The following is a 20,589-nucleotide window of genomic DNA, read 5'->3' as shown; positions in this document are numbered from 1 at the left end:
GATCAGAGGATAGCAGTCCTCGGGCCGGTGGCGTCACGCCCGACGCCGCTCCAGGCTCATTCCCTCTTCGAGCAGGGCACCGACGTCCAGCACCAGCACGGTCCGCCGGTTGGCCAGATCCGCCGCTCCGGAGATCCCTCGCACGCCCTGCAGGCGGCCTCCGAGGGACTTGACGACGATGTCCTGCTGGCCCTGTAGCTCGTCCACGGCGATGCCCAACCGCTCCTGGGCCAGCCCCGCCACCACCACGAAGTGCCGGTCGTTGTTGCGCTCGGGGTGGCCGAAGAGCCGCGCCAGGCGCATGAGGGGCAGCGTGGTGCCGCGCGTGTCCAGCACCTCGCGCCGCTCCACCGTGCGGATCTCCGACGGCTTCACGGAGAGGATTTCCAGCACGCTGTTGAGCGGCACCGCGTAGGTGCGCCCACTCACTCCCACCACCAGGGCGCGGATGATGGCCAGGGTGACGGGCAGCGTGAGGTGGAAGGCGGTGCCCTGCCCCCGCTCGCTCCACACGTCGATGATGCCGGACAGGTTGCCGATGTTGTTCTTCACCACGTCCAGGCCCACGCCGCGGCCGGACAGCTCGGACACGCTGCGGGCGGTGGAGAAGCCCGGCAGGAAGATGAGGTTGAGCACCTCGCGCCGGCTCATCTCCCGCGCCTGCGCCTCGGTGATGAGGCCCTTGCGCAGGGCCATCTCGCGCACGCCCAGCTCGTCGATGCCCGAGCCGTCGTCGCTCACCTCGATGACGACGTGGTTGCCCTTCTGCTCGGCCCGCAGCGACACCCTCGCCCGCCGCGACTTGCCCGCCGCCTCGCGCGCCTCCGGCGACTCGGCGCCGTGGTCGATCGCGTTGCGGATGATGTGCATGAGGGGATCGCTCAGCTCCTCGACGATGAGCTTGTCCAGCTCCACCTCGCCGCCGCTGATGACGAAGTCGATCTCCTTGCCCGCGTCCCGGGCGATGCGGCGCACCAGCCGGGCCAGCTTGTCGAACACCTGGCCCACCGGCACCATGCGTGCCTCGAGCAGGCCCTGCTGCAGCGCGTCCAGCTTGCGCTCCAACTGCCGCGTCTCGCGCGACAGCTCCTGGCCCCACATCTTGGAGACCGTCACCGGACCATCCTGCCGCGCGGCCTCCGCCATGCGCTGCAGGTTGGCCTTGATGAGCAGCAGCTCGCCCACGGTGTTCATCAGCGCGTCCAGCCGGCCGATGTCCACACGCACTGTCTGGGTGAGCGAGCGCAGCGACTCGCTCTCCGACCGGGTCCCCCGGGAGCCTGGGTCCTCCATCAGCGTGCGCACCGGAGGCGCGGACGTCTCGGGACGGAGGGGGGTGGGCACGTCGGGTTCGTCCTGGAACAGCGGCTCCTGGGGGGGCGCCTTCGGACTGGCCGGCTCGACCGCGTGCAGCACCGGGGCCTTGGGGGTCTTGGCCTTCTTCCGCCCACCCTTCTTGGGGGGAGCGGGCGCGGCGGGCGCCTCCTCGGGGGGGGCCTCGGACCCGGAGCGCCGGACGACCTGGGCCACGGAGGCCGGTGCCGGAGCGGCCTGGGCCCCGGAGCCCGCCGCGGGGCGCGCCTTCAGCTCGAAGAGCTGCGCGGGCGTGCCCTGGAGCTTCGCCGCCAGCTCCTCGGCGGGCACCTTGGCGCCGAAGATGAGATCGAACGCGATGCCGGTGGCCCCACCCGGCTCCGACGAGGGGAGCGTGCTGACCACCTCGCCCAGGGGCTTGAGGCGCGAGTTGAGCTCGCCCAGCCCGGTGTCGAAGTCGGACAGGTCGAACGCGGCCCGGACGCGCCAGAGGGCCACGCCGCGGCGCACGTTCTCGCGCAGGCGGTGCTCCTCGTACTCGGTGAAGACGGCGCGCACCTGCGGATCCAGCTCCAACCGGTCCAGTGGATCCTCATCGGCCGCGGGCGAGGCGGCGCCCATGTTCGCCAGCCGCGAGCCCAGCTCCACCGCGCGCTGGGACATGACGGCCGTGGACTCCTCGCGCGAGGCCTCCGCCAGCAAGCCCTGGAGCACGTCCAGCGACTCGATGAGGGTGTCGAGCACCTGGTCATCCAGCGACAGCTTGCCCAGGCGCAGCCGGTCCAGCAGATCCTCGGCCTGGTGGCCCAGCTTGGCGATGCGCTCCTGGCCGAAGAGGGCGGAGAGGCCCTTGAGCGAGTGCGCCGCCCGGAAGATGCCGTTGATGAGGTCCGGGTCCGGCTCCTGACCGCGCTGCTGATCCAGCACGAGCAGATCCTTGCCCAGGGCCTCGAGGATCTCCGTGCCCTCGGCGACGAACTCCGACAGTGCTTTTCCCGCCTGGTTCACGCGAGCTTCAGGTAACGGCGCACGAGCCCTTCCAGGCTCTGCGGAGAGAAGGGCTTGACGAGGTACTCGGCCGCGCCCAGCGCCAGCCCGCGGTCACGGTCCTTCTCGCGCCCCTCGGTGGTGACGATGAACAGCGGCGTGTCACGGTAGTTGGGGTTCTTCTTGACGAAGTTGATGAGCTCCAACCCGTTGATGTCCGGCATGTTGATGTCGGTGATGATGAGGTCGAACCGATGCCGGGGCAAAAGCTTGAGCGCCTCGAAACCGCTGCTGGTGACGAAGGCCTCCAGACCGGAGATGGACTCCACCGTCGCGGCAATCAACTCCCGCGAAGCCTTGGAATCCTCCACGATCAGGATCTTGAACTTCATTCGTTGGAACCGGCCCCCCATCGTACCAGAACGACTGTCGGCACGGATCGTCAGCCCTTGCGGTTGGGCAGCCGGCGGGCAAGCTCCTTGTCCGCCAGGACGGCGACCCGCTGTCCCTTGAAAGCCGGGAGGAACTTGTCGTTCAAAGCGGAAGCCCTGGCGGCGTCTTCCAGCTTGCCGACGCCGGGCACCTCGAGGGCCACCCCCTCCACCTTCGCCTTGGCCAGCACGCGGGCGGCGTTGGCGAGCGCCTCGCCGAGCGAGGAGGCATCCAGCCCCTGACGGCGCCCCAGGCCGATGACGAAGATGCGAGGCACGGGGAAGCGGCCATCGGTGGGCAGCAGGAGGGAGTCGTCCTGTGCGCCCACGAAGAAGCCGGACTGGAGGATGCGCGACAGGGCGCCGCACAGCCGCCAGTCCACATAGCCGGCCGAGCCGGGAAGGGGCCGGTCGTCCTCTCCCACGAAGAGGCAGAGGGCATCCACGCCCTGCAGCGCGTCCAGGCCCTCGAGGCCGAGCTCGTAGGAGGTGACGTTCACTGCTTCCCCAGCGCCGCGGCCACGCGGTCCAGCAGTCCGTTGACGAAGGCGCTGGACTCCTCGGTGCCGAAGTTCTTGCCCAGCTCCACGGCCTCGTTGAGGGACACCTTCTTGGGGATGTCGGGGCGGTACTTCAGCTCGAAGACGCCCAGGCGCAGCACGTTGCGATCGATGCGGGACATGCGATCCAGCCGCCAGTTGTGGCTGTGCTGCTCGATGAGCCGGTCGATCTCCGCGCGGTGCGCCATGACGCCTTCCACCAGCTCGCGAGCGAACTTGACCGCCTCGGGCTCCTTGCGGGCCTCCTCGGTGGCGGCCCACGCGGCCTCGAGGGCCTCGTGGACGGAGCCCGGCGTCATCTCCAGCTGGTAGAGCGCCTGAAGCGCCCGCTCCCGTGCCGTCCTGCGCGCGCCCATGGCTAGCCCCTCTTCCCTTCCGTCAGGGTGGCCAGCTTCACGTGCAGGTTGACCATCTCGATGCAGGCGAGGGCGGCCTCGGAGCCCTTGTTGCCGGCCTTCACGCCGGCCCGGTCGATGGCCTGCTCCACCGTGTCGCACGTCAGCACGCCGAACGTGACGGACGCCTGGGAGGTGAAGGCCACGTTGCCAATGCCCTTGGCGCACTCACCGGCCACGTAGTCGAAGTGGGGCGTGCCACCGCGGATGACGGCGCCCAGGGTGATGATGCCCACGTAGGCGCGCGACTCGGACACGCGGCGGGTGAGCGCCGGCAGCTCGTAGGTGCCGGGGCAGCGGTAGACGTCGATGTCGCCGTCGGCCACTCCGTGACGGACCAGCGTGTCCACGGCGCCCTTCACCAGCTCCTCGGTGATGAACGCGTTGAAACGGGCCACGCAGATGGCGAAACGGCCCTTGGGGGGAAGAAAGTCACCTTCAATGTAACGGGGCATGTGAGGCTCCTCTCTACACCAGCCACCCGGTGGGCGTCGCCAGGGAGTTTTCCTGGGTGCCGCCTTCAGGACGTCTTGCGGCGGCGGGGGGGACGGCGCGCGGCCAGGCGGCGGGTCGGCTCGGCGGACAGGGTGAGCGGAATCTGCTCCACCACCTCCAGGGAGTAGCTCTCCAACCCCACGATCTTCTTGGGGTTGTTGGTGAGCAGCCGCAACCGGGACAGCCCCAGGTCCTTGAGGATCTGGGCCCCCACGCCGAACTCGCGCAGGCGCGTCTGGTCGTTGTTGCCCGGCACGGACACCTCGTTGGAGACGTGGGTGCACTCCAGCCGGCTCTTCGCGGGCACGTCGCGCTGGAGGACGATGACCACCCCGCGGCCCTCCTCCTGGATGCGCTGGAAGGCCTGCTCGAGCTGGCTGCCGCAGTCACACCCGGCGCTGCCCAGCATGTCGCCCACGAGGCAGGCGCGGTGGACGCGGGTGAGCACGGGCTGGCGGCCGGAGATGTCGCCCTTGACGAGGGCCACGTGCACCGCGCTGTCCACGTCGCTGCCGTAGGTGTAGGCCTGGAAGGAGCCCTGCCCCCGGCGCTCGATGGTGGCCTCGCTGAGGCGCTTGACGAGCCGCTCGCGCTCGAGCCGGTAGCGGATGATGTCGGCCACGGACAGCAGCACCATCTTGTGCTTCCGGGCGAACTTCACCAGGTCCGGCCGGCGGGCCATGGTCCCGTCGGGGTTCATGATCTCGCAGATGACGCCGGCGGGCTCCAGGCCGGCCAGACGGGCCAGGTCCACGCTGCCCTCGGTCTGGCCGGTGCGCACGAGCACCCCGCCGTCGCGGGCGCGCAGGGGGAAGACGTGGCCGGGACGCGCCAGGTCGCTCGGCTTGGCGTTGGGGGCCACCGCCACCTGGATGGTGTGGGCGCGGTCCGCGGCGGAGATGCCGGTGGAGACGCCGTGGGAGGCCTCGATGGAGACGGTGAAGGCCGTCTGGAAGGACGAGGTGTTGTCCTGCACCATGAGGGGCAGGTTGAGGCGGCGCAGGCGCTCGTCGGTGAGCGACAGGCAGATGAGCCCACGCCCGTGGGTGGCCATGAAGTTGATGGCCTGGGGGGTCACCTTCTGCGCCGCCATGACGAGGTCGCCCTCGTTCTCACGGTCCTCGTCATCGGTGAGGATGACCATCCGACCCTTGCGGATCTCCGAGAGCGCCCGCTCCACCAGGGCGATGCTGTCCGTCTCGTGCTGCCTGCCGCGCGCCATGCGTGCTCCTGGCCTTTCCTTCGAATCAACCGCCGAAACCGGCCGCCTTGATGACCGCCTCGGAGAGCCCACCACCGGGCCCCTGGCGCAGCGACACCAGCCGCGCCACGTACTTGCCAATCATGTCCGCTTCCAGGTTCACGCGCTCGCCCACGGCCTTGGCGCGCAGGGTGGTGCGCTCCTGGGTCTCGGGGATGAGCTGCACGCCGAAGCGGTCCGGGCCCACCGAGTTGACGGTGAGGCTGATGCCGTCGATGGCCACCGAGCCCTTCTCGATGAAGAAGGGGGCGAGCTCCGGGGGGAGCCGGAAGAGCATCACCCACGAGCCGCCCTCGGGGCGGGTCTCCAGCACCTCGCTGACGGCGTCGACGTGGCCGCTGACGAGGTGGCCGCCCAGCCGGTCGCCCAGGGCCAGGGCGCGCTCGAGGTTGACGCGCGAGCCGGGGCCGGCACCGCCCAGGGTGGTGCGCCGGAGGGTCTCCGGGGCGGCCTGGACGCGGAACGAGTCCCCGCCGCGCTCCACGACGGTGAGGCAGGCGCCATCGACCGCGATGGACTCGCCGAGCGCGAAGTCCCGGGCGCCCAGCGCCGTCCGAATCCACACGTCCGTCATCCCGCCGGGGATGACCCGCTCCACCACACCGATGTCCTGGATGAGTCCGGTGAACATTTCGGGCACGCTTATAACGGATTCGGGGCCGGGGATCCGCCGCCGCGTCCATCCACCTCCCCTGCCCGGCAGGCAGGCTCACCGGAGCCATCATCCCGGGCCCCGGGACGATTCTCTTGGGGTAAGAGGACCGCCCATGAGCGGAGCCCCCCGAGTCCTGTTGGTCGGTGCAGGTGCGGTCGGCCAGGTGTTTGGGAAGTACCTCCAGGCGGCCGGCTGCGAGCTGTCCTTCCTGGTCAAGGAGAAGTACGCGGAGGAGGCCCGGCGAGGCTACCCGCTGTACGAGCTCGGCCTGTTCTCACGGCGGCCCAGGCCGGTCCTGTTCTCCGGGTTCGGCGTGCGCGTCTCGGCCCGGGAGGTCGCGGCCGAGCGGTGGGATCAGGTCTGGCTCTGCGTCTCCTCGACGGCGCTGCGTGACGGGAACTGGGTGGGAGAGCTCGCCCGGGCCACGGGGGACGCCACCTGGGTCATGCTCCAGCCCGCGCTGGACGACCGGGACTGGCTGCTGCAATGGGTTCCCGAGGAGCGGCTCGTCTCCGGGATGATTCCCTTCCTCAGCTTCCATGCGCCACTGAAGCCCGGGGATCCGTTGGAGGGACCCGGCACGGCCTTCTGGATGCCACCGATGTCGCGAGGCCTGTTCAGCGGGCCCCCGGAGCGCCTCCAGGGAGTCCTCCGCCCCCTGCGGGCCGGTGGGTACCCGGCCAGCCGCAGCGAGGACGTGGCACGGGCCGCGGCGATTCCCACCGCGGTACTGACCGTCTTCATCAACGAGCTGGAATCGGCGGGATGGAGCTTCGATCGGTTCCGCGAGCGGGCGCACCTGGAACGGCTCCAGGGAGCGGCGCGGGAGGCGGTCCAGATCGCGGCCCGGCACACACGGACGAGCGCCTCCGCCGTCCTCCCACTCCTCCGCCCGGCCTTCTTCAAGGTGCTGCTCGCCGTCGCCTCCCGGGTCGCACCCATCGACCTGGAGACCTACCTGCGGGTCCACTTCACCAAGGTCGGGGCCCAGACCCGCCTGATGATGCGGACGTACATCGACCTGGGAAGGACGCAGGAGCAGCCGGTCCAGGCGCTTCAGGCCTCGGTCCACGGAGCCTGAACGAGGCCCTGGAGTCGGGAGCGCGAGCATCAAGCAGGGGGGAGGTCCCGGGCGCGCTCGAGAGCAACTGGTCTGACAGTCAGACCAGTTCGTCCGAAGCGCGCTCGGAAGGTCCTCCTCCGGTGACGGAGACTCCCTCGCTCAATACTTCATGCCTGGGATGAGACCGCCCGCCGTCCACCCGCGGCCGTGGGCGCTGAAGATGCCCACGCCGTACTTGGAGCCCTTGGCCTCGATGGTGCGCCCGTCGCCCAGGCTGATGGCGACGTGGCCCGGCCGGAACAGCAGCGCGCCCTTGGTGCGCAGCGCCTCGTCGACGGAGATCGCCTTGCCCGCCCGCTGGATGTGCGGCAGCTGGTTCATCGTCCCATCGGGAATGGAGACGCCCACCTGGTGCGCCGCCCACTGCACCAGCTCCGAGCAGTCGAAGGCCTTGGGGTTGGGATCGTTCAGGTTGGTCTCGGCGCCGAAGACGTAGCGGTCGCCGTCCTGCGCGAGCGCCTTCTTCACGAAGGCATCGGCCGTGCCGCGCCCGCCCGGGCTCGGGGTCGGAGCCGGACCGCTGGCGCCCTTCAGCCGGCCCCACGTCTGGGGACCGACGATGCCGTCCGCCGCGATGCCCTGGGAGCGCTGGAAGGCCAGCACCGCCGCCTTCGTCTTGGGGCCGAAGACGCCATCCGCCGCACCGGGGTTGAAGCCCTTGCTCTTCAGCAGGGTCTGGAGCTCGCTCACCGCGGGGCCACGGGAGCCCTCCTTCACGGTGGGCATCGCGGTCCGGGCAGTCGTCAGCGCCGTCGTGCGGCTCGAGGAGATGGGAGCGACCATGGCAACGAACCTCGTGTAGGAAGGGACTTACACAGGGGTTATCGGGAGATGATTTTCCAAGTTGCGTGAAGAAGATAAAGCCCGGTCGCCCCCGAGCGGCCCGACGGGGTCGCGGCCAGACTACTGTCGGCTGACGTACTTCAGCTTGAAGGGCGAGGGGCTCTCGCTCATCGTGAAGTAGCCCGCGCCGTTGGCCTCGTACTCGATCGCCTCACCCTGCCCTTCCACGGTGTCCGTCAGGGAGACGGGGGTGGCCGCGAAGGCCGTCTCGAAGGCGCCCCCGGCCGGCGCGCGGTACTCGTAGACCTTGCGGTAGGTCCTGAGCAGGAAGCGATTGGCGCAGGGGTGGATGGCCGCGGCCGTCGCGGAGGCGAAGTTGGTGTCGCCATTCGTCGGCAGCTGAAGGTTCGCCACGAAGAGCAGGGTCGACATCGTCCCAGGGGCGGGCAGCGGCTGGGGGAACTTGTACACCTTGCTCAGCCCGGACCCGTCCTTGGTGATGACGTAGATGTCACCGGTCGTCGGGTGCACCATGATGGACTCGGCGTTCTGCGGCGTGTCCGGATACTTGAACGGGAACTGCTCCGCGGTCAGGGTGCCGCTCGTCTGTCCACCCGCGATGTCGGGCTCCTTCATTCGGTAGACCGCGAAGGTGGACGGAGGCGTGGGGAAGTTCGCGCTGATGCGGCCAATGTCTCCCATGTAGATGCATTGACCGGCCGGGCACGGACCCGTGGCGATGTCCTCCCAGTCCGCCGGCGTCACGTTGGCGACGGTGAAGCTGCCCACCGTGCTCGCGTTGCTGGTGCTGATGGCGACCACGGCGGTGGTGTCCTCGTTGTGCACGTAGAGGACACCCGGGGTGACGCGGCTGGCGGCCAGGCCGGACGGCTCCACGATGGCGGTGGACGCCACGGTCCCCACCGTCGTCACCGTGCTGGAGAACGTGTCTCCGACGGTGCAGCCGGGCGTGCTCGCCGGACGGAGCGCGACGACCTGGGCGATGTTCGTGTTGGCGTACGGCGAGCTGCCGTTGAACGCGGGCTGCGGTCCAGCGGCGCCCAGTTGCAGGTACGCCGCGTCATAGATGATTCCCGTGGAGGAGGAGACCAGGCACGTATCGAACGCCTCCGTGAAGCCCGAGGGAGGAACGATGGGGCTCGCCGGGCAGGCGGAGCCCGTCCAGATCTGCGAGCCGAACCAGACCGCCACGCCATTGGAAGCGGTGGTGGTGATGGCGGGCGTGATGAAGCTCGCGGTGAGCCCGTTCTTCTGGCCGCTCTGCGCGTCGATGGGATTGACGGGGTCCGCCCCAGAGAACGCCACGATGCTGCCCGCGAGGTTGCTCGTGAGGTCGATGGAGAACGTGTAGCTGGCGGGCTCGGCGCCGCCCGCGACCTTGTAGAAGACCCAGGCCTTGAGCTGCGAAGCACTCTGGTCCGAGCGGATCAACGTCCAGCCCGCGGGCGGTGTCACGGTCGCGGTGACGTTGTCCCGGTTGACGATCCGCGCGAGCAACACGTCCCCCTGCGCGGTTCCCGGCGGCTTGATGAGGCCAAGGGACTTGAGCGCGACTCCGCCTCCCGTGGCGCTGCTCCGGAAGCTCACCGTCGCCAGCGCCCGCTGACCGGTCTCCACACCGACAGAGGATTCGACGTCCATCGGCCCGCACCCCATCAGGGCGGAAAGCGAGACCGCACAGACGAGTCGTGAAGCGTTCTGCTTGAAGTTCTTCAACGTCATTCCAAACCTCGGGTCATTGGCTCGGCACATGCGCGGAGCCCCTGCCTTCTCCTATCTCAGGAATCCCACGTGGATGGGAGGGGGAACCTACAAAAGCCTCACATGTGTTCCTCCCCAGGACTCCAGATTCTCACCAAATGATAACCCTTTCATCCTGGATTTGATTGCTCATTTGGTGTATCAATAAACACGCATCGACGCCGTTCGAGATCATGGCCGTTGCGTCCCGACACGCAGGAGCCCGCGACATGCACGATGATTCTTGTAAAGGAATGATTTCCTCGAGGCGCTTTTCCAGACAAGGATTGGGATTGACGGTGGGAATCGTGGCGGCTGGCGTCTCGGGGCTGCTGCCCGCCGCCAGTCACGCGGAAGGGTCTCCCTCCAATGTCATGTTCCTGGTGGACAACAACGCGTCCATGCAGGAGTACTCCGAGTACCTCCCCGAAGCCTTCACGCCCGGCTACCAACCCATTCCCGAGGAGCCCGCCCCCGGAGATCTCGGCGGAGACGGGCCCGCCGGACACAACATCAACACGGGCTGCTCGGACCCGGCGTTGGTCTCCGCGATGAGCTGGTTCGACAAGAACAGCCCCGATCCGGCGAAGAATGGCTCCGTCATCTACGATGAGGATCCCGACCTGGCGTCGAAGTTCTTCGAGCCAGACAAGTTCTATCATTCACGGGGACGGCGTCTGGCCTGGCAGTCGGAGGAGTACCCCTTCTCCCTCTCCAGCTTCTTCAACGCGCTGGCCCCCAACGGCGACACGTTCAGCGCCTGCTACACCGTCGTCAATTGGAAGAGCGCTTACTACGACTCTCCCATCATGCAGGAATGCATGACGTGTCTGGAGACGAAGGGATGGTGGCGCGGCCCGGTGGTCTCCGCGCTGACCGAGCCCGGGCTCGACGGCCCGACGCAGAATCCTGGCGACCCGCCGCTTCCCCCCGAGGCGTTCCGCAAGTGGGTCATCAATGGCCGCATCCTCAACCTGCGTCCACCCAAGTTCGTGGCGGCACGCAAGGCCATCAAGGAGGCCATCGCCCAGGCCTCCAACGCGCGCTTGGGGGTGGCCACCCTCGGGAGGGATCAGGGTTGGTTCGATCCGCCAAGCATCATCAAGGGGATGAGCCCGAGCTGCGACAAGTCCTCCCCCACCATCGACGAGACGGCGCTCGACCGCGCCGCCTTGAAGCATGCCGTCAATCAGATCCAGTTCCGCAATCAGGACCGCAACGTCGGTGAGGCGTTGTTCGGCCTGGGCGCCTACTTCTCCTCCCAGGTGCAGGACAACCGCTGGGGGAGCTGGTTCGCTCAACCCATCGCGCCGGGTTGGGGCTGGCCGGGGTGCTGCTCCGGTGGCACGTATGACAATCCCTACACGGGCCAGCCGGGTGCGACCTGGGCCGCCGCTCCCGACGAGTGGCTCAAGGCCCCCTATGTCGATCCCCTGAGCGAGACCTCCCTGCCGGGCCAGCCCTGGGAGGGAGAGGGCAACGACAAGTCCATCTGCTTCGATGGCCAGCGCAGCGCCGTCATCCTGGTGGCCGGAGGCACGCCCCGGTATGAAGACAACTCGGTGCCCATCACCCGGATGATGGAGCTCCTCCAGGCCCAGGGCGCCAAACATCCGGATGGGACGTTTGTCCAGTTCAACCCGACCGATCCCGAGCACAACCCGAACGTGGGTGGCATCAATTACTGCCACCAGGCCGTGAAGTATCCCCCGGCCAGCGGGACGTATACCCAGGCGGACTGCGATTACACCGACTACAACTGGCCGGCCGGTCTGGGCGTGGGCAACAAGAACTTCATGGATGATGTGGCCTTCTTCCTGTCGCACTCGGATCTGCGCGGTGACAGGAGCGGCAACGAGTCCGTGCGGACGTTCGTCATTGGCCATGGCGATCACAGCCCCATGCTCCAGAGCATCGCGAAGGCGGGCCAGGGTCAGTTCTACCGTGCGAACACCGCGGCCGAGCTGCGGAGCTCCCTGACGTCCATCCTCACGGGACTCGGCGCGCCGTAGCGCAACGGGCCCCCGAATCTTCATGCATTCGGGGGCCCCTTTCTCGGGCAGGGCATCGTATACATCGGCCGTGAACCTGAACCGAGACACCTTCCTTCCCAAGGCCGAAGCCACACTCGCCGAGCTCGACGGAGCCGTCCTCGAAGCGATCTCCCATCATGGAGGACCCGGCGTCGAATCCCTCGCACAGGTGTTCAAGGACGGCGTGTCGCGCTCCCCCGCGCAGCTCGCCGAGGCGCTGTGCCCCGGGCCCCTCACGGACATCGGCTTCGCCGCCGTCGTGATGCGCGGGCTCCTCGAGCCCAGGGACGAAGTGCTCGACTCGCCGGTGTCCGAGGCAACGGTCATCACCGGCAACGCACGCGCCTCCGGCTCGCTGAACATCACGAGCCCCTTCGTCGTCCTCGGCAATCTCGAGGTCGAAGGAGTGCTCGAGGACTGCGGGCCGGATTCCACGGTCGTCGTCGTCGGCAACTGCGTCGCGCGCGGGCTCCGGACGTCGGGGAATTTCCTGGTCCTCGGCGACCTCGTGGTGCGCGATGTCATCCAGGGCATCTACAACGATGACAGCCTCGTGGTCGCCGGCGACCTCTCGGTGCGCTTCCTCGACGAGAACGACCACGACGTCTCCTGCTACGGCGAAGTGCACGCGGAGCATCACTTCGAGAACGGCCGTTCGGGTGAAGAGGCGGCGTCCCTCGCCTCCGTCTTCCTCCTCCCGGGGCTCTATGATGTCGATCTCGGCGAGATCCATCACGACCAGATCTTCGAGCATCTCGAACGGAACGAGCCGGTCTTCGCCGAGACGCCACAGCCAAGACAGCGGCGCGAACCGGACAGGCCCACGGCCGAGGAGCTCGAGGGCATCGACGTGGCTGGAACCGTGGCGCGCTCGCCCGTCAGTGCGACCCCCAGGGACGTCGTCTATGCACAGCGGAAGACCGGCGAGGTGTGGTTGCTGCGCCCGGGCGTTTTCCGTGTGCACATCTACGATGGGGAGAAGTTCCTCGGGACCGAGCCCTCGCCAGCCCTCGAGGCCACGAAGGCCTCGGAGCGCGTCACCTTCTGGCGCAAGCGTGGCGATCTGTTCCTCGAGATCGAGCGCTTCGATGCCATCGTGCAGGTGCATGCGGGCTACAACAATGGAACGAAGACGACGCTCCGCTTCGCCTTCGACGGTCCCGACGCCGCCGCGCGCGAGGTGCGGCGCCTCGAGGCCCGCTACGAGGGGGACTTCCTCCGCGTCACGACCGGAATTCCCGGCCGAGGCCCCCTCGAGCGCGAGCTGGCCAGGTACGGCGGAAAGTCCGAATACACCTCGGCCATCGTCAAGGGCACCACACTCGTGACACGGGATGGCGAGAGCCAGCGCTTCGACGACGAGGCCTCCGCGCTGCGCGCGCTTGAGGACTGGCTCGCCGAGAAGAGACGGGCCGGGTTCGAGCTGAAGATCCTCGAATGGAAACCCTACGGTCTCCTGAAGTAGACGCCCCTTGACCTTGACACTGGTGTCAGCTGCTAGGGTTCTTCGACAGAGGCCGCGATGAATATCGGGCAGTTGTCCAGGCTGTCGGGCGCGAGTGCGCGCTCGATCCGCCATTACGAGAAGGCAGGGCTGCTCGTCTCGAGCCGCCAGGGCAATGGCTATCGTGATTTCGGTCCCGAGGTCGTGCTTCGGGTCCAGCACATCGTCCGGATGATCCGCCTGGGCTTCTCGCTCGAGGAGATCGCCACCTTCCCGGCGTGCATGTTCACGGGCACGTCGAACGTCATCTGCCCGCATACCCTCGCGGCCCACCACGAGAAGCTCTCCGACATCGAACGGCAGCTCGCCGAGCTGGAGGCACGTCGCGTCCGGCTCGTCGAGACGCTCGGGGCTTCGCACAAGCGAGGATGAGATGAACCGCAGGGACCTGTTGAGGAACACAATGCTGGGGGCCGCCACGCTCCCCCTCGGCGCACACGCACTCGGGCCACAGCCGGCATCACGGCCGGCGGGCAAGACCTTCCTGCTGGTACACGGCGCCTGGCACAACGCCCTGCACTGGGGACGCGTCGCGCGGCACCTCTCGGGACTGGGACACCGCGTGGTCTCGATCGACCTGCCGGGCCACGGCCTCAATGCCCGTTTTCCCTCCTCGTATCTCACGGGCGATCGGAAGCGGTTCGCCGAGGAGCCGTCGCCGCAGGCCAGCATCACCCTGGACGACTGCGCCTCCGCGGTGATCGACGCGCTCAAGGCACTTCAGGGAGGAACCCGGCCACTCCTGGTCGGCCACAGCGCCGGAGGGACCGTGATCACGCGGGTGGGAGAGCTCGCCCCCGAGCTGATCGGCCGGCTGGTCTATCTGAGTGCCTATTGCCCCCTGCGGCTGAAGAAGCCGAGTGCCTACGGGGCCCTGCCCGAGGCGAAGACGGGGTATGGCGAGACGCTCTTCATCGGGAACCCCGCGACGCTGGGGGCGGTCCGGATCAACCCGCGCGGGGATGCCGCCTACCTGGAGGCCCTGCGCACGGCCTACTACAACGACGTCGACTCCCGTGACTTCCTGCCCTTCGCGCTCACCCTCACACCGGACCTGCCCCTCGCGCTCTGGACGACCGAGGTCGGTGCGACGCGCGAGCGCTGGGGCCGCATCCCGCGCAGCTACATCCGCTGCACGAAGGACCGCGCCCTGGCGCCCGCCCTCCAGGAGCTGATGATCCGTGAGGCGGATGCCCTCACCCCCGGCAATCCCTTCGAGCAGAAGACCCTGGACGCCAGCCACTCGCCCTTCGCCTCGCAGCCGGAGCGGCTCGCCGAGCTGCTCGCCGGGCTCGGCTGACGTCCACCCCGGGTTGCGCTGGCGACCAGAACTCGCTAAACATGTTCATTGAACGTGTTTAGCGAACTGGAGCGTCATGTCCACCGGCCGTGCCCAGCAGAAGGAAGAGACCCGGCTCCGGGTGCTGAAGGCCGCGCGCCGGCACTTCGAGGAGCACGGCTTCGACGAGGCCAACCTGCGGGCCATCGCGGCGGAAGCGAACGTGTCGGCGGCGACGGTCATCGTCCACTTCAAGGACAAGAAGGAGCTGCTGCACGCCGCCCTCTTCGATGACCTGGAGGAGACGATCGAGCGGGCGCTGCGCGAGCTGCCCGAGGCGGAGCTCGAGACGCAGCTGCACGCCATCACCGAGTCGTTCTTCGGCTACTACCAGGCGCACCCGAAGCTCTCGCGGACGCTCCTGAAGGAATCGCTGTTCGCCGAGCCTCCCTGGGCACAGCGCTTCTCCGGACAGGTGACGAAGGTCCACGCGCGTATCGCCGGGCTCTACCAGGCCGCCGCCGCGAAGGCCGGAGTCGACTCGGCCGCCGAGGCCCCGCTCTTCGCCGTGGCCTACCTGTCCTTCTACTACTTCGCGCTCATCGCCTGGGCCCAGGGCGCGAACGACGCACCGGTGCGGATGGTCGACGGTCTCGTCGCCCAGCACCTGCGCGGCCTGCTGCCACGAACCCCTGACCGGAGGACCCGCCGATGAAATCGCTCGTGAAGACCCCCGCCGCCCGCACCGCCCTCGAGGGCTGGTACCAGACCTTCCGCGCCAAGCTCCCCACGAAGACCACCGAGCGCCGCGTGGCCACGCGCTTCGGCGAGACCCACGTCCTCGTCGGCGGCCCGGAGGATGGCCCCCCGGTCGTCATCCTGCACGGCGCGCTGGCCTCGTCCGCCCACGTGCTCTCCGAGCTCGCGCCCCTGCTGTCGACCTTCCGCGTCCACGCGGTCGACATCATCGGCCAGTCGGTGAAGAGCGCCGAGGTGCGGCCCTCGGTGAGCGACAACTCGTACGGAATCTGGCTCGCCGAGGTCATGGAGGGCCTCGCGCTTCCGAAGGCCCACGTCATCGCGGTGAGCTACGGCGGCTTCGTCGCGCTGCGGCTCGCGGCCCATGCGCCGGAGCGGATCGACCGGCTGGTGTTGCTCGTCCCGGCGGGCATGGTCAGCGGTCCGCCGCTCGATGGCTTCTTCAAGCTCGGCCTGCCGATGCTCCTGTATCGCGCGTTCCCGAGCGAGAAGCGGCTCGCGCGGTCCGTTCAGCACCTGCTGACGACGGTCGGCGACGACTGGACACGCTACCTGGGCGAGGCCTTCCGCGGCATCGACCTCGACATGCGCATCCCGCCCCTCGCGAAGCCCGAGGAGCTCGCGAACCTGACCGCGCCGACGCTCGTCATCGGGGCCGACAAGGACCTCAGCTTTCCGGGGCGCAAGCTGCTCGACCGGGCGGCGAAGGTCCTGCCGAACCTGAAGGACACGGAGCTCATCGCCAACTGCCTGCACTGCCCGCCGACGACCGATGAGTTCCGCGCCTGGCTGTCGGGGAGGATCTCCCGGTTCCTGCTCGACGCGCAGTGGAGCCAGTGAGGGCTGGCGCACCTCCTCACGAGGTGGGGGGCGGCACGGTGATGTGGAGCTGGACCCGGCGGTTGGCGGAGCGGCCGTCGTCGGAGGCGTTCGATGCCACCGGCTTCGACTCTCCCATGCCCAGCACCAGCATCTGCCGTGGCGTCACTCCCCGTGAGGTCAACACTCGCGCGACGGCCTCGGCGCGGCGGAGCGAAAGCGCTTCGTTGTAGGCCACCGTGCCGCGGCTGTCGGCGTGGCCCTCGACCCGGATGTGATCCTCCGGGTACTTCGTGAGGATGTCTCCGATGCGCGACACCTGGGAGATGGCGCCCTCGGTGAGGACGGCGCTGTCGGTGTCGAAGAGCAGGTCGTTCCGCAGGTTCAGCAGGATGCCGTGGTCCGTCCGCTGGGTCTCCGCGACCTGCTCCAGCTCGCGCGCCTGCCGATCGAGATAATTGCCCACGGCGCCGCCCGCCGCGGCCCCCACGCCGGCTCCAATGACCGCACCCTCCAGGTCCCCCCCCGCGATGGCCCCGGCTCCCGCTCCCACGATGGCGCCCGCCGCCGCGCCCGCCGCGGTCCGCTTGCCCGGAGTCACGCAGCCCATCCCGCCCAGGATCAGCGCCGGGACGAGCACCCAACCCTTCTTCCATGCGTTCACGTGCAGCCTCCTTGTGTCTCTCACTCGTTCGAGTGGACCTCGGGGAAATGCATTCACGTGCCATCCGGTCCGGGCTCGCCGCTCGGCCGCTGTCCTGGCGGGAACTCGAGGCCGCGATTCCACGCCACCTGACGCGGCGGCGTGTTTAGCTTGGACCGGGAAATCCGGGGTGAGCGCGCGAGACACCGTCCCCCGAGGAGAGAGAGCGATGAACCGGACCGTGAATGTGACGACGTCCCTGGCGGCCAGCGTGGCCCGGCTCGGATTGGGCATGCGCGTGAGCGCGCTCGGCAAGCGTCCCGACAAGCCGCTGGAGCTCTACGAGTTCGAGAACTGCCCCTTCTGCCGCAAGGTGCGCGAGGCCCTCAGCCTGCTCGACCTGGAGGCCTTCATCTACCCGTGCCCCAAGGGCGGCACCCGCTTCCGTCCCCGTGCGGTGGAGCTGGGCGGCAAGCAGCAGTTCCCCTACCTCGTGGACCCGAACACCGGCCAGCGGATGTACGAGTCCAACGCCATCATCCGCTACCTCTTCGAGACGTATGGCGATGGCAAGGTGCCCACCGCGCTGGCGCTCGGGCCGCTCACCAACGCGGGCTCCATGCTCGCGTCGTGGACGCGCGGGCTCGGTGGCGCGCGGGCCCGGCCGAGCCGCGCCCCGGAGAAGCCGCTGGAGCTGTGGAGCTTCGAGGCCTCGCCCTACTGCCGCATCGTCCGCGAGACGCTCTGCCGGCTGGAGCTCCCCTACCTGCTGCACAACGTGGCCAAGGGGAGCCCACGCCGCGCGGACTTCGTCGCGCGCTCGGGGCGGATGATGGTGCCCTACCTCTCGGACCCGAACACCGGCACGGCGATGTTCGAGTCCGCCGACATCGTCGCCTACCTCGAGAAGACGTACGGCGCGCCGGCCTGAGCTACAGCGAGGGCGGTGTGACGCGGACGCCTCGTGCTCATTCACGAGGAAATGACAGCGTCACGCCGAGGGCGAGCGGAGGTCGACCTCGAGCGCCTCCATCCGGCGGATGACGGGGTGCGGTCCGAACGAGGGCTGCTTCACGAGCCGCAGCTCCGGGAAGCGGCGCACCAGGGTGCCCACGGCGATCTGCACCTCGAGCCGCGCCAGGTTCGCTCCGATGCAGTAGTGCGCCCCGTGACCGAACGCGATGCTCACGTTCGTGTTGCGCCGGATATCGAAGGCATCCGCCTTGTCGAACGTGCTCTCGTCGCGCAGCGCGCTGTTGAGCATGATGAGCAGCATCTGGCCCTTCTTGATGCGCACCCCGCCCAGCTCCACGTCCTCCAGGGCGTAGCGGGCGATCCCCATCTTCCCGAAGTTGTCGAAGCGCAGCACCTCCTCGATCAGGTTCTTGAACAGCTCGGGCTCGCTCTTCACCTGGGCGAGCACCTCGGGCCGCTGCAGCAGGTTGTACGTGCAGAAGGCAATCAGGTGGATGGTGGTCTCGAAGCCTCCCACGATGAGCGCGGACACCAGCGAGAGCAGCTCCTGCTTGTTGAGCTTGTCCCCCTGCTCCTCCGTCTGGATGAGCGCGGTCATGATGTCGTTCTCCAGCGGGTTGCGGCGCCGGTCCTCGATCGTCTCGCTCACCAGGGCGAGCCCCTCGCGGATGTGTCCGCGCAGGATCTCCTGCTCCTCGGGAGTCACCAGGCCAGGGAGGAAGTTCTTGACCACCGCGTTCGTGAAGTCCTGGAACAGCTCCTCGCGACCCTTGGGGATCTTCAGCATGGAGCCGATGACACGCGCGGGGATGCGCTCGGCGAACTCGTTGACCACGTCCATCCGGCCCCTGGCCGCCACGCCGTCGAGGATCTCATCGACGATGGCCTGGATCTCCGGGCGCAGCCGCTCGATGGCGCGCGGGGTGAGCGCCGGGCTGACGAGCTTGCGCACGCGAGCGTGGTTCTGCGCGTCCAGGGCGAACAGCCCGTTCTTGTTCAGCTCCGCCAGCTCGGGGACGATCGCGGAGGCGCCCAGCGAGGCGGCGAACTCCCAGTGTTCCCGGTTGGGCGAGAACCGCTGGCCATCGCGGAGCACGGCCACCGCGTCCTCATACCGGGTGACGAGCCAGCCGCGCCCCTGCTCCCAGTAGAAGAGCGGCGCTTCCGTCCGCAGCTTCTCGAGCGCGGGATAGGGATTCACGTCATAGCCGGGCGCGTAGGGATTGAACTGCACCGCGGGCCGGGTCTCACTCTGGTTCGTCGGGTTGCCGGACATCGATGAACTCCTTTTCGAGGGGTACTGCGCGGGGTCAGTCGTTGGACAGGGAGAGCGCCTGGCGCGGGCAATCACGCACGGCCTTCTCCACCTTGGCTCGCAGCTCGGGCGTCACGTTCTCCGTGAGCACGTGCAGCGTGTCCTTGTCGTCCAGGTTGAAGGCCTCCGGCGCCACGTTCATGCACACGCCATTGGCCTCACAGCGATCCCAATCGACCACGATCTTCACGCTCATCTCCTTTTTGATTGACGATTTTATCAATCAAAAATCAGGGGCAAGGTAACAAGCCGAGGTCCGTCCAGCAACCGGAAAAACCCGACGAACTGGGACTCCTGGAGGAGAAGCCGTGCGGGAGGCGAGCTCCGCTCCGCCCTACCGGCAGTCGGCGCGGCGCAGGGAGACGCCGGACTCGGTGCGGTACTGGTAGAGGATCCCGCCCTCGTCGAGCACGGTGAAGTCCCGGAAGGTCTCCTCGGGCAGGGTGTTGAGGGGCAGGTCGGCCTGGCCGATGACCTTGCCGTCCAGCGGATCCACGCAGAAGAGCCGCACGGCGTGCTCGGTGGCCGGACTGGCCTTGCCGGTGGGCAGCTCGCCCGCGACGGCCAGGTAGATGATGCCGGCGCGGTCGGAGTCGAGCAGGGTGATGAACATCAGCGGGAACTGCAGCCGGTACTCGCGGGTGTAGCGGTGCTGGCCCGACTGGCGATCCACGACGTTGAGGAAGAGGCGGCCGCTCGGGCCGTCGATGATGCGCGCGAGGATGTAGGCGCGGCCGTCGCGCGTGGGGCGGCCGGGAATCTCCGGGCGCGTGGTGTCGACCTTGCCCGAGAGGTCGCCGATGCGGATCAGCGCGCCGTGCTCGCGCTCGACGTACACCGAGTCCCCATCCACGAAGGTGCCGGTGATGCCGCCGGGATTGGGGATGCCCTCGCCCTGCACCGGCAGGTCCCCTTTGAGCGCACCCGTGTAGGGGTCGATGATGGCCACGGTCTTGTCCCGCAACCGGTCGAGCACCACCACGGTTCCGTCCTTCGCCACGGCGACGTCCTGCGGGGTCTGCTGGGTGAGGGGCGTGGTGCCGGTGACCTTGCCGTCCGGACTCAGCTTCACGAGCCGGCCGTTGACCTGATCCAACACCACGACGTCCCCGAGCGGTGACACCGCCAGGGACATGGGCGCCTCGGGGTTGCCCTCCTGGGGACGCTCGCGCCCGAGCTGGGAGTCTCCGGTGCCCCAACCCAGTTCCGCGAGGACCTCGCGGGGCCTGGATGAATCACCGGACCGGGAGGCACCTGATGTCCGTCCGCCGCCCTTGCCTCCCGACGAGGCCGTGGCGCTGGCACCACCCCCCTGGGCCGCCGAGGCCGCCGGCTCATCCGGGCTCGTGGCGGAATCCGGGTGGCCCTTGCCGCTCGACCATGCCGTCACGAACGCGATGCCGAGCGCGAGGACGACGAGACCCAGGATGACGACGCCAGCGCGCTTGCGCGACTCCATGACCCCTACCCTTCCAAGATACCGGGTGATGCGGTGGA

Annotated in this window: 21 protein-coding genes; 8 read left to right on the top strand and 13 right to left on the bottom strand. The window is 68.5% G+C overall.

From position 1 onward, the window contains the following. Nucleotides 1-33: 33 nt before the first annotated feature. The 7 genes from JRI60_RS19685 to JRI60_RS19655 form a co-directional block, all read right to left on the bottom strand. Entirely contained in the window at nucleotides 34-2,322 is a 2,289-nt protein-coding gene (locus JRI60_RS19685) for a chemotaxis protein CheA (protein WP_204227401.1), read from the bottom strand. After that, the gene (locus JRI60_RS19680) at nucleotides 2,319-2,693 is read right to left on the bottom strand and encodes a response regulator (RefSeq protein WP_204227400.1); all 375 of its coding nucleotides are present in this window, start codon (nucleotides 2,691-2,693) and stop codon (nucleotides 2,319-2,321) included. Before JRI60_RS19680 ends, JRI60_RS19685 begins: the two co-directional genes overlap by 4 nt. A 50-nt stretch (nucleotides 2,694-2,743) precedes the next feature. Further along, the gene (locus JRI60_RS19675) at nucleotides 2,744-3,232 is read right to left on the bottom strand and encodes a M17 family peptidase N-terminal domain-containing protein (protein ID WP_204227399.1); all 489 of its coding nucleotides are present in this window, start codon (nucleotides 3,230-3,232) and stop codon (nucleotides 2,744-2,746) included. Then, nucleotides 3,229-3,648 carry a transcription antitermination factor NusB gene (nusB, locus tag JRI60_RS19670; RefSeq protein ID WP_204227398.1) on the bottom strand — a complete coding sequence of 140 codons (420 nt, stop codon included), beginning with the start codon at nucleotides 3,646-3,648 and terminating at the stop codon, nucleotides 3,229-3,231. The genes JRI60_RS19675 and nusB overlap by 4 nt, the downstream gene beginning before the upstream one ends. Nucleotides 3,649-3,650: 2 nt before the next feature. Next, on the bottom strand, nucleotides 3,651-4,142 hold the full coding sequence (gene ribH, locus JRI60_RS19665) for a 6,7-dimethyl-8-ribityllumazine synthase (protein WP_204227397.1): 492 nt from the start codon (nucleotides 4,140-4,142) through the stop codon (nucleotides 3,651-3,653). A 65-nt stretch (nucleotides 4,143-4,207) separates the two neighbouring features. Next, entirely contained in the window at nucleotides 4,208-5,404 is a 1,197-nt protein-coding gene (gene ribB, locus JRI60_RS19660; RefSeq protein WP_204227396.1) for a 3,4-dihydroxy-2-butanone-4-phosphate synthase, read from the bottom strand. A gap of 25 nt (nucleotides 5,405-5,429) precedes the next feature. Further along, nucleotides 5,430-6,074, bottom strand: coding sequence for a riboflavin synthase (locus JRI60_RS19655; RefSeq protein ID WP_204227395.1), 645 nt, complete (start codon nucleotides 6,072-6,074; stop codon nucleotides 5,430-5,432). Between the two features lie 136 nt (nucleotides 6,075-6,210). On the opposite strand from JRI60_RS19655, the gene JRI60_RS19650 reads away from it, so the two are divergent. Next, nucleotides 6,211-7,179: a ketopantoate reductase family protein gene (locus JRI60_RS19650; RefSeq protein ID WP_204227394.1), complete on the top strand. Its 969-nt coding sequence runs from the start codon at nucleotides 6,211-6,213 to the stop codon at nucleotides 7,177-7,179. A gap of 141 nt (nucleotides 7,180-7,320) precedes the next feature. Here the strand turns inward: JRI60_RS19650 and JRI60_RS19645 are convergent, their stop codons facing one another. Next, nucleotides 7,321-8,004, bottom strand: coding sequence for a peptidoglycan-binding protein (locus JRI60_RS19645; protein ID WP_204227393.1), 684 nt, complete (start codon nucleotides 8,002-8,004; stop codon nucleotides 7,321-7,323). A 120-nt stretch (nucleotides 8,005-8,124) separates the two neighbouring features. Continuing rightward, nucleotides 8,125-9,666 carry a cell wall anchor protein gene (locus tag JRI60_RS19640; RefSeq protein WP_275439390.1) on the bottom strand — a complete coding sequence of 514 codons (1,542 nt, stop codon included), beginning with the start codon at nucleotides 9,664-9,666 and terminating at the stop codon, nucleotides 8,125-8,127. Nucleotides 9,667-10,058: 392 nt separating this feature from the next. Here JRI60_RS19640 and JRI60_RS19635 point away from each other — a divergent pair, with 392 nt between their 5' ends. From JRI60_RS19635 to JRI60_RS19610, 6 genes are all read left to right on the top strand, one after another. Continuing rightward, nucleotides 10,059-11,777 carry a hypothetical protein gene (locus JRI60_RS19635; RefSeq protein ID WP_204227391.1) on the top strand — a complete coding sequence of 573 codons (1,719 nt, stop codon included), beginning with the start codon at nucleotides 10,059-10,061 and terminating at the stop codon, nucleotides 11,775-11,777. Nucleotides 11,778-11,847: 70 nt separating this feature from the next. Then, nucleotides 11,848-13,263 carry a hypothetical protein gene (locus tag JRI60_RS19630; protein ID WP_204227390.1) on the top strand — a complete coding sequence of 472 codons (1,416 nt, stop codon included), beginning with the start codon at nucleotides 11,848-11,850 and terminating at the stop codon, nucleotides 13,261-13,263. Nucleotides 13,264-13,320: 57 nt separating this feature from the next. Then, nucleotides 13,321-13,674 carry a MerR family transcriptional regulator gene (locus JRI60_RS19625; RefSeq protein WP_204227389.1) on the top strand — a complete coding sequence of 118 codons (354 nt, stop codon included), beginning with the start codon at nucleotides 13,321-13,323 and terminating at the stop codon, nucleotides 13,672-13,674. Between the two features lie 31 nt (nucleotides 13,675-13,705). Continuing rightward, nucleotides 13,706-14,602, top strand: a complete 897-nt coding sequence (locus JRI60_RS19620; RefSeq protein WP_239470614.1) for an alpha/beta fold hydrolase — start codon at nucleotides 13,706-13,708, stop codon at nucleotides 14,600-14,602. A 76-nt stretch (nucleotides 14,603-14,678) separates the two neighbouring features. Beyond that, complete coding sequence (locus JRI60_RS19615) at nucleotides 14,679-15,296, top strand: TetR/AcrR family transcriptional regulator (protein WP_204227387.1); 618 nt, start codon at nucleotides 14,679-14,681, stop codon at nucleotides 15,294-15,296. Then, entirely contained in the window at nucleotides 15,293-16,180 is an 888-nt protein-coding gene (locus JRI60_RS19610; RefSeq protein WP_204227386.1) for an alpha/beta fold hydrolase, read from the top strand. Before JRI60_RS19615 ends, JRI60_RS19610 begins: the two co-directional genes overlap by 4 nt. Before the next feature lie 16 nt (nucleotides 16,181-16,196). Here the strand turns inward: JRI60_RS19610 and JRI60_RS19605 are convergent, their stop codons facing one another. Next, complete coding sequence (locus JRI60_RS19605) at nucleotides 16,197-16,823, bottom strand: OmpA family protein (protein ID WP_239470613.1); 627 nt, start codon at nucleotides 16,821-16,823, stop codon at nucleotides 16,197-16,199. Between the two features lie 208 nt (nucleotides 16,824-17,031). Here JRI60_RS19605 and JRI60_RS19600 point away from each other — a divergent pair, with 208 nt between their 5' ends. Then, nucleotides 17,032-17,733: a glutathione S-transferase N-terminal domain-containing protein gene (locus tag JRI60_RS19600; protein WP_204227385.1), complete on the top strand. Its 702-nt coding sequence runs from the start codon at nucleotides 17,032-17,034 to the stop codon at nucleotides 17,731-17,733. A gap of 60 nt (nucleotides 17,734-17,793) precedes the next feature. Here the strand turns inward: JRI60_RS19600 and JRI60_RS19595 are convergent, their stop codons facing one another. The 3 genes from JRI60_RS19595 to JRI60_RS19585 all read right to left on the bottom strand — a co-directional run bounded on the left by JRI60_RS19595 (nucleotide 17,794) and on the right by JRI60_RS19585 (nucleotide 20,551). Continuing rightward, on the bottom strand, nucleotides 17,794-19,053 hold the full coding sequence (locus tag JRI60_RS19595; protein WP_204227384.1) for a cytochrome P450: 1,260 nt from the start codon (nucleotides 19,051-19,053) through the stop codon (nucleotides 17,794-17,796). Between the two features lie 34 nt (nucleotides 19,054-19,087). After that, complete coding sequence (locus JRI60_RS19590) at nucleotides 19,088-19,288, bottom strand: ferredoxin (RefSeq protein ID WP_239470612.1); 201 nt, start codon at nucleotides 19,286-19,288, stop codon at nucleotides 19,088-19,090. A gap of 138 nt (nucleotides 19,289-19,426) precedes the next feature. Continuing rightward, nucleotides 19,427-20,551: a hypothetical protein gene (locus JRI60_RS19585; protein WP_204227382.1), complete on the bottom strand. Its 1,125-nt coding sequence runs from the start codon at nucleotides 20,549-20,551 to the stop codon at nucleotides 19,427-19,429. Nucleotides 20,552-20,589 lie beyond the last annotated feature (38 nt).

It is taken from the genome of Archangium violaceum, assembly GCF_016887565.1.
GTDB classification, from domain to species: domain Bacteria; phylum Myxococcota; class Myxococcia; order Myxococcales; family Myxococcaceae; genus Archangium; species Archangium violaceum_B.
The sequence above is the reverse complement of the archived record's forward strand: the minus strand, read 5'-3'. Positions and strand labels throughout refer to the sequence as shown.

Coding starts and splice junctions, on each gene's coding strand:
- JRI60_RS19590 (WP_239470612.1), bottom strand. CDS start 19,288: ATGAGCGTGAAGATCGTGGTCGATTGGGATCGCTGTGAGGCCAATGGC.
- nusB (WP_204227398.1), bottom strand. CDS start 3,648: ATGGGCGCGCGCAGGACGGCACGGGAGCGGGCGCTTCAGGCGCTCTAC.
- JRI60_RS19645 (WP_204227393.1), bottom strand. CDS start 8,004: ATGGTCGCTCCCATCTCCTCGAGCCGCACGACGGCGCTGACGACTGCC.
- JRI60_RS19680 (WP_204227400.1), bottom strand. CDS start 2,693: ATGAAGTTCAAGATCCTGATCGTGGAGGATTCCAAGGCTTCGCGGGAG.
- JRI60_RS19615 (WP_204227387.1), top strand. CDS start 14,679: ATGTCCACCGGCCGTGCCCAGCAGAAGGAAGAGACCCGGCTCCGGGTG.
- ribB (WP_204227396.1), bottom strand. CDS start 5,404: ATGGCGCGCGGCAGGCAGCACGAGACGGACAGCATCGCCCTGGTGGAG.
- JRI60_RS19640 (WP_275439390.1), bottom strand. CDS start 9,666: ATGGACGTCGAATCCTCTGTCGGTGTGGAGACCGGTCAGCGGGCGCTG.
- JRI60_RS19655 (WP_204227395.1), bottom strand. CDS start 6,074: ATGTTCACCGGACTCATCCAGGACATCGGTGTGGTGGAGCGGGTCATC.
- JRI60_RS19650 (WP_204227394.1), top strand. CDS start 6,211: ATGAGCGGAGCCCCCCGAGTCCTGTTGGTCGGTGCAGGTGCGGTCGGC.
- JRI60_RS19595 (WP_204227384.1), bottom strand. CDS start 19,053: ATGTCCGGCAACCCGACGAACCAGAGTGAGACCCGGCCCGCGGTGCAG.
- JRI60_RS19625 (WP_204227389.1), top strand. CDS start 13,321: ATGAATATCGGGCAGTTGTCCAGGCTGTCGGGCGCGAGTGCGCGCTCG.
- JRI60_RS19585 (WP_204227382.1), bottom strand. CDS start 20,551: ATGGAGTCGCGCAAGCGCGCTGGCGTCGTCATCCTGGGTCTCGTCGTC.
- JRI60_RS19620 (WP_239470614.1), top strand. CDS start 13,706: ATGCTGGGGGCCGCCACGCTCCCCCTCGGCGCACACGCACTCGGGCCA.
- JRI60_RS19600 (WP_204227385.1), top strand. CDS start 17,032: ATGAACCGGACCGTGAATGTGACGACGTCCCTGGCGGCCAGCGTGGCC.
- ribH (WP_204227397.1), bottom strand. CDS start 4,142: ATGCCCCGTTACATTGAAGGTGACTTTCTTCCCCCCAAGGGCCGTTTC.
- JRI60_RS19610 (WP_204227386.1), top strand. CDS start 15,293: ATGAAATCGCTCGTGAAGACCCCCGCCGCCCGCACCGCCCTCGAGGGC.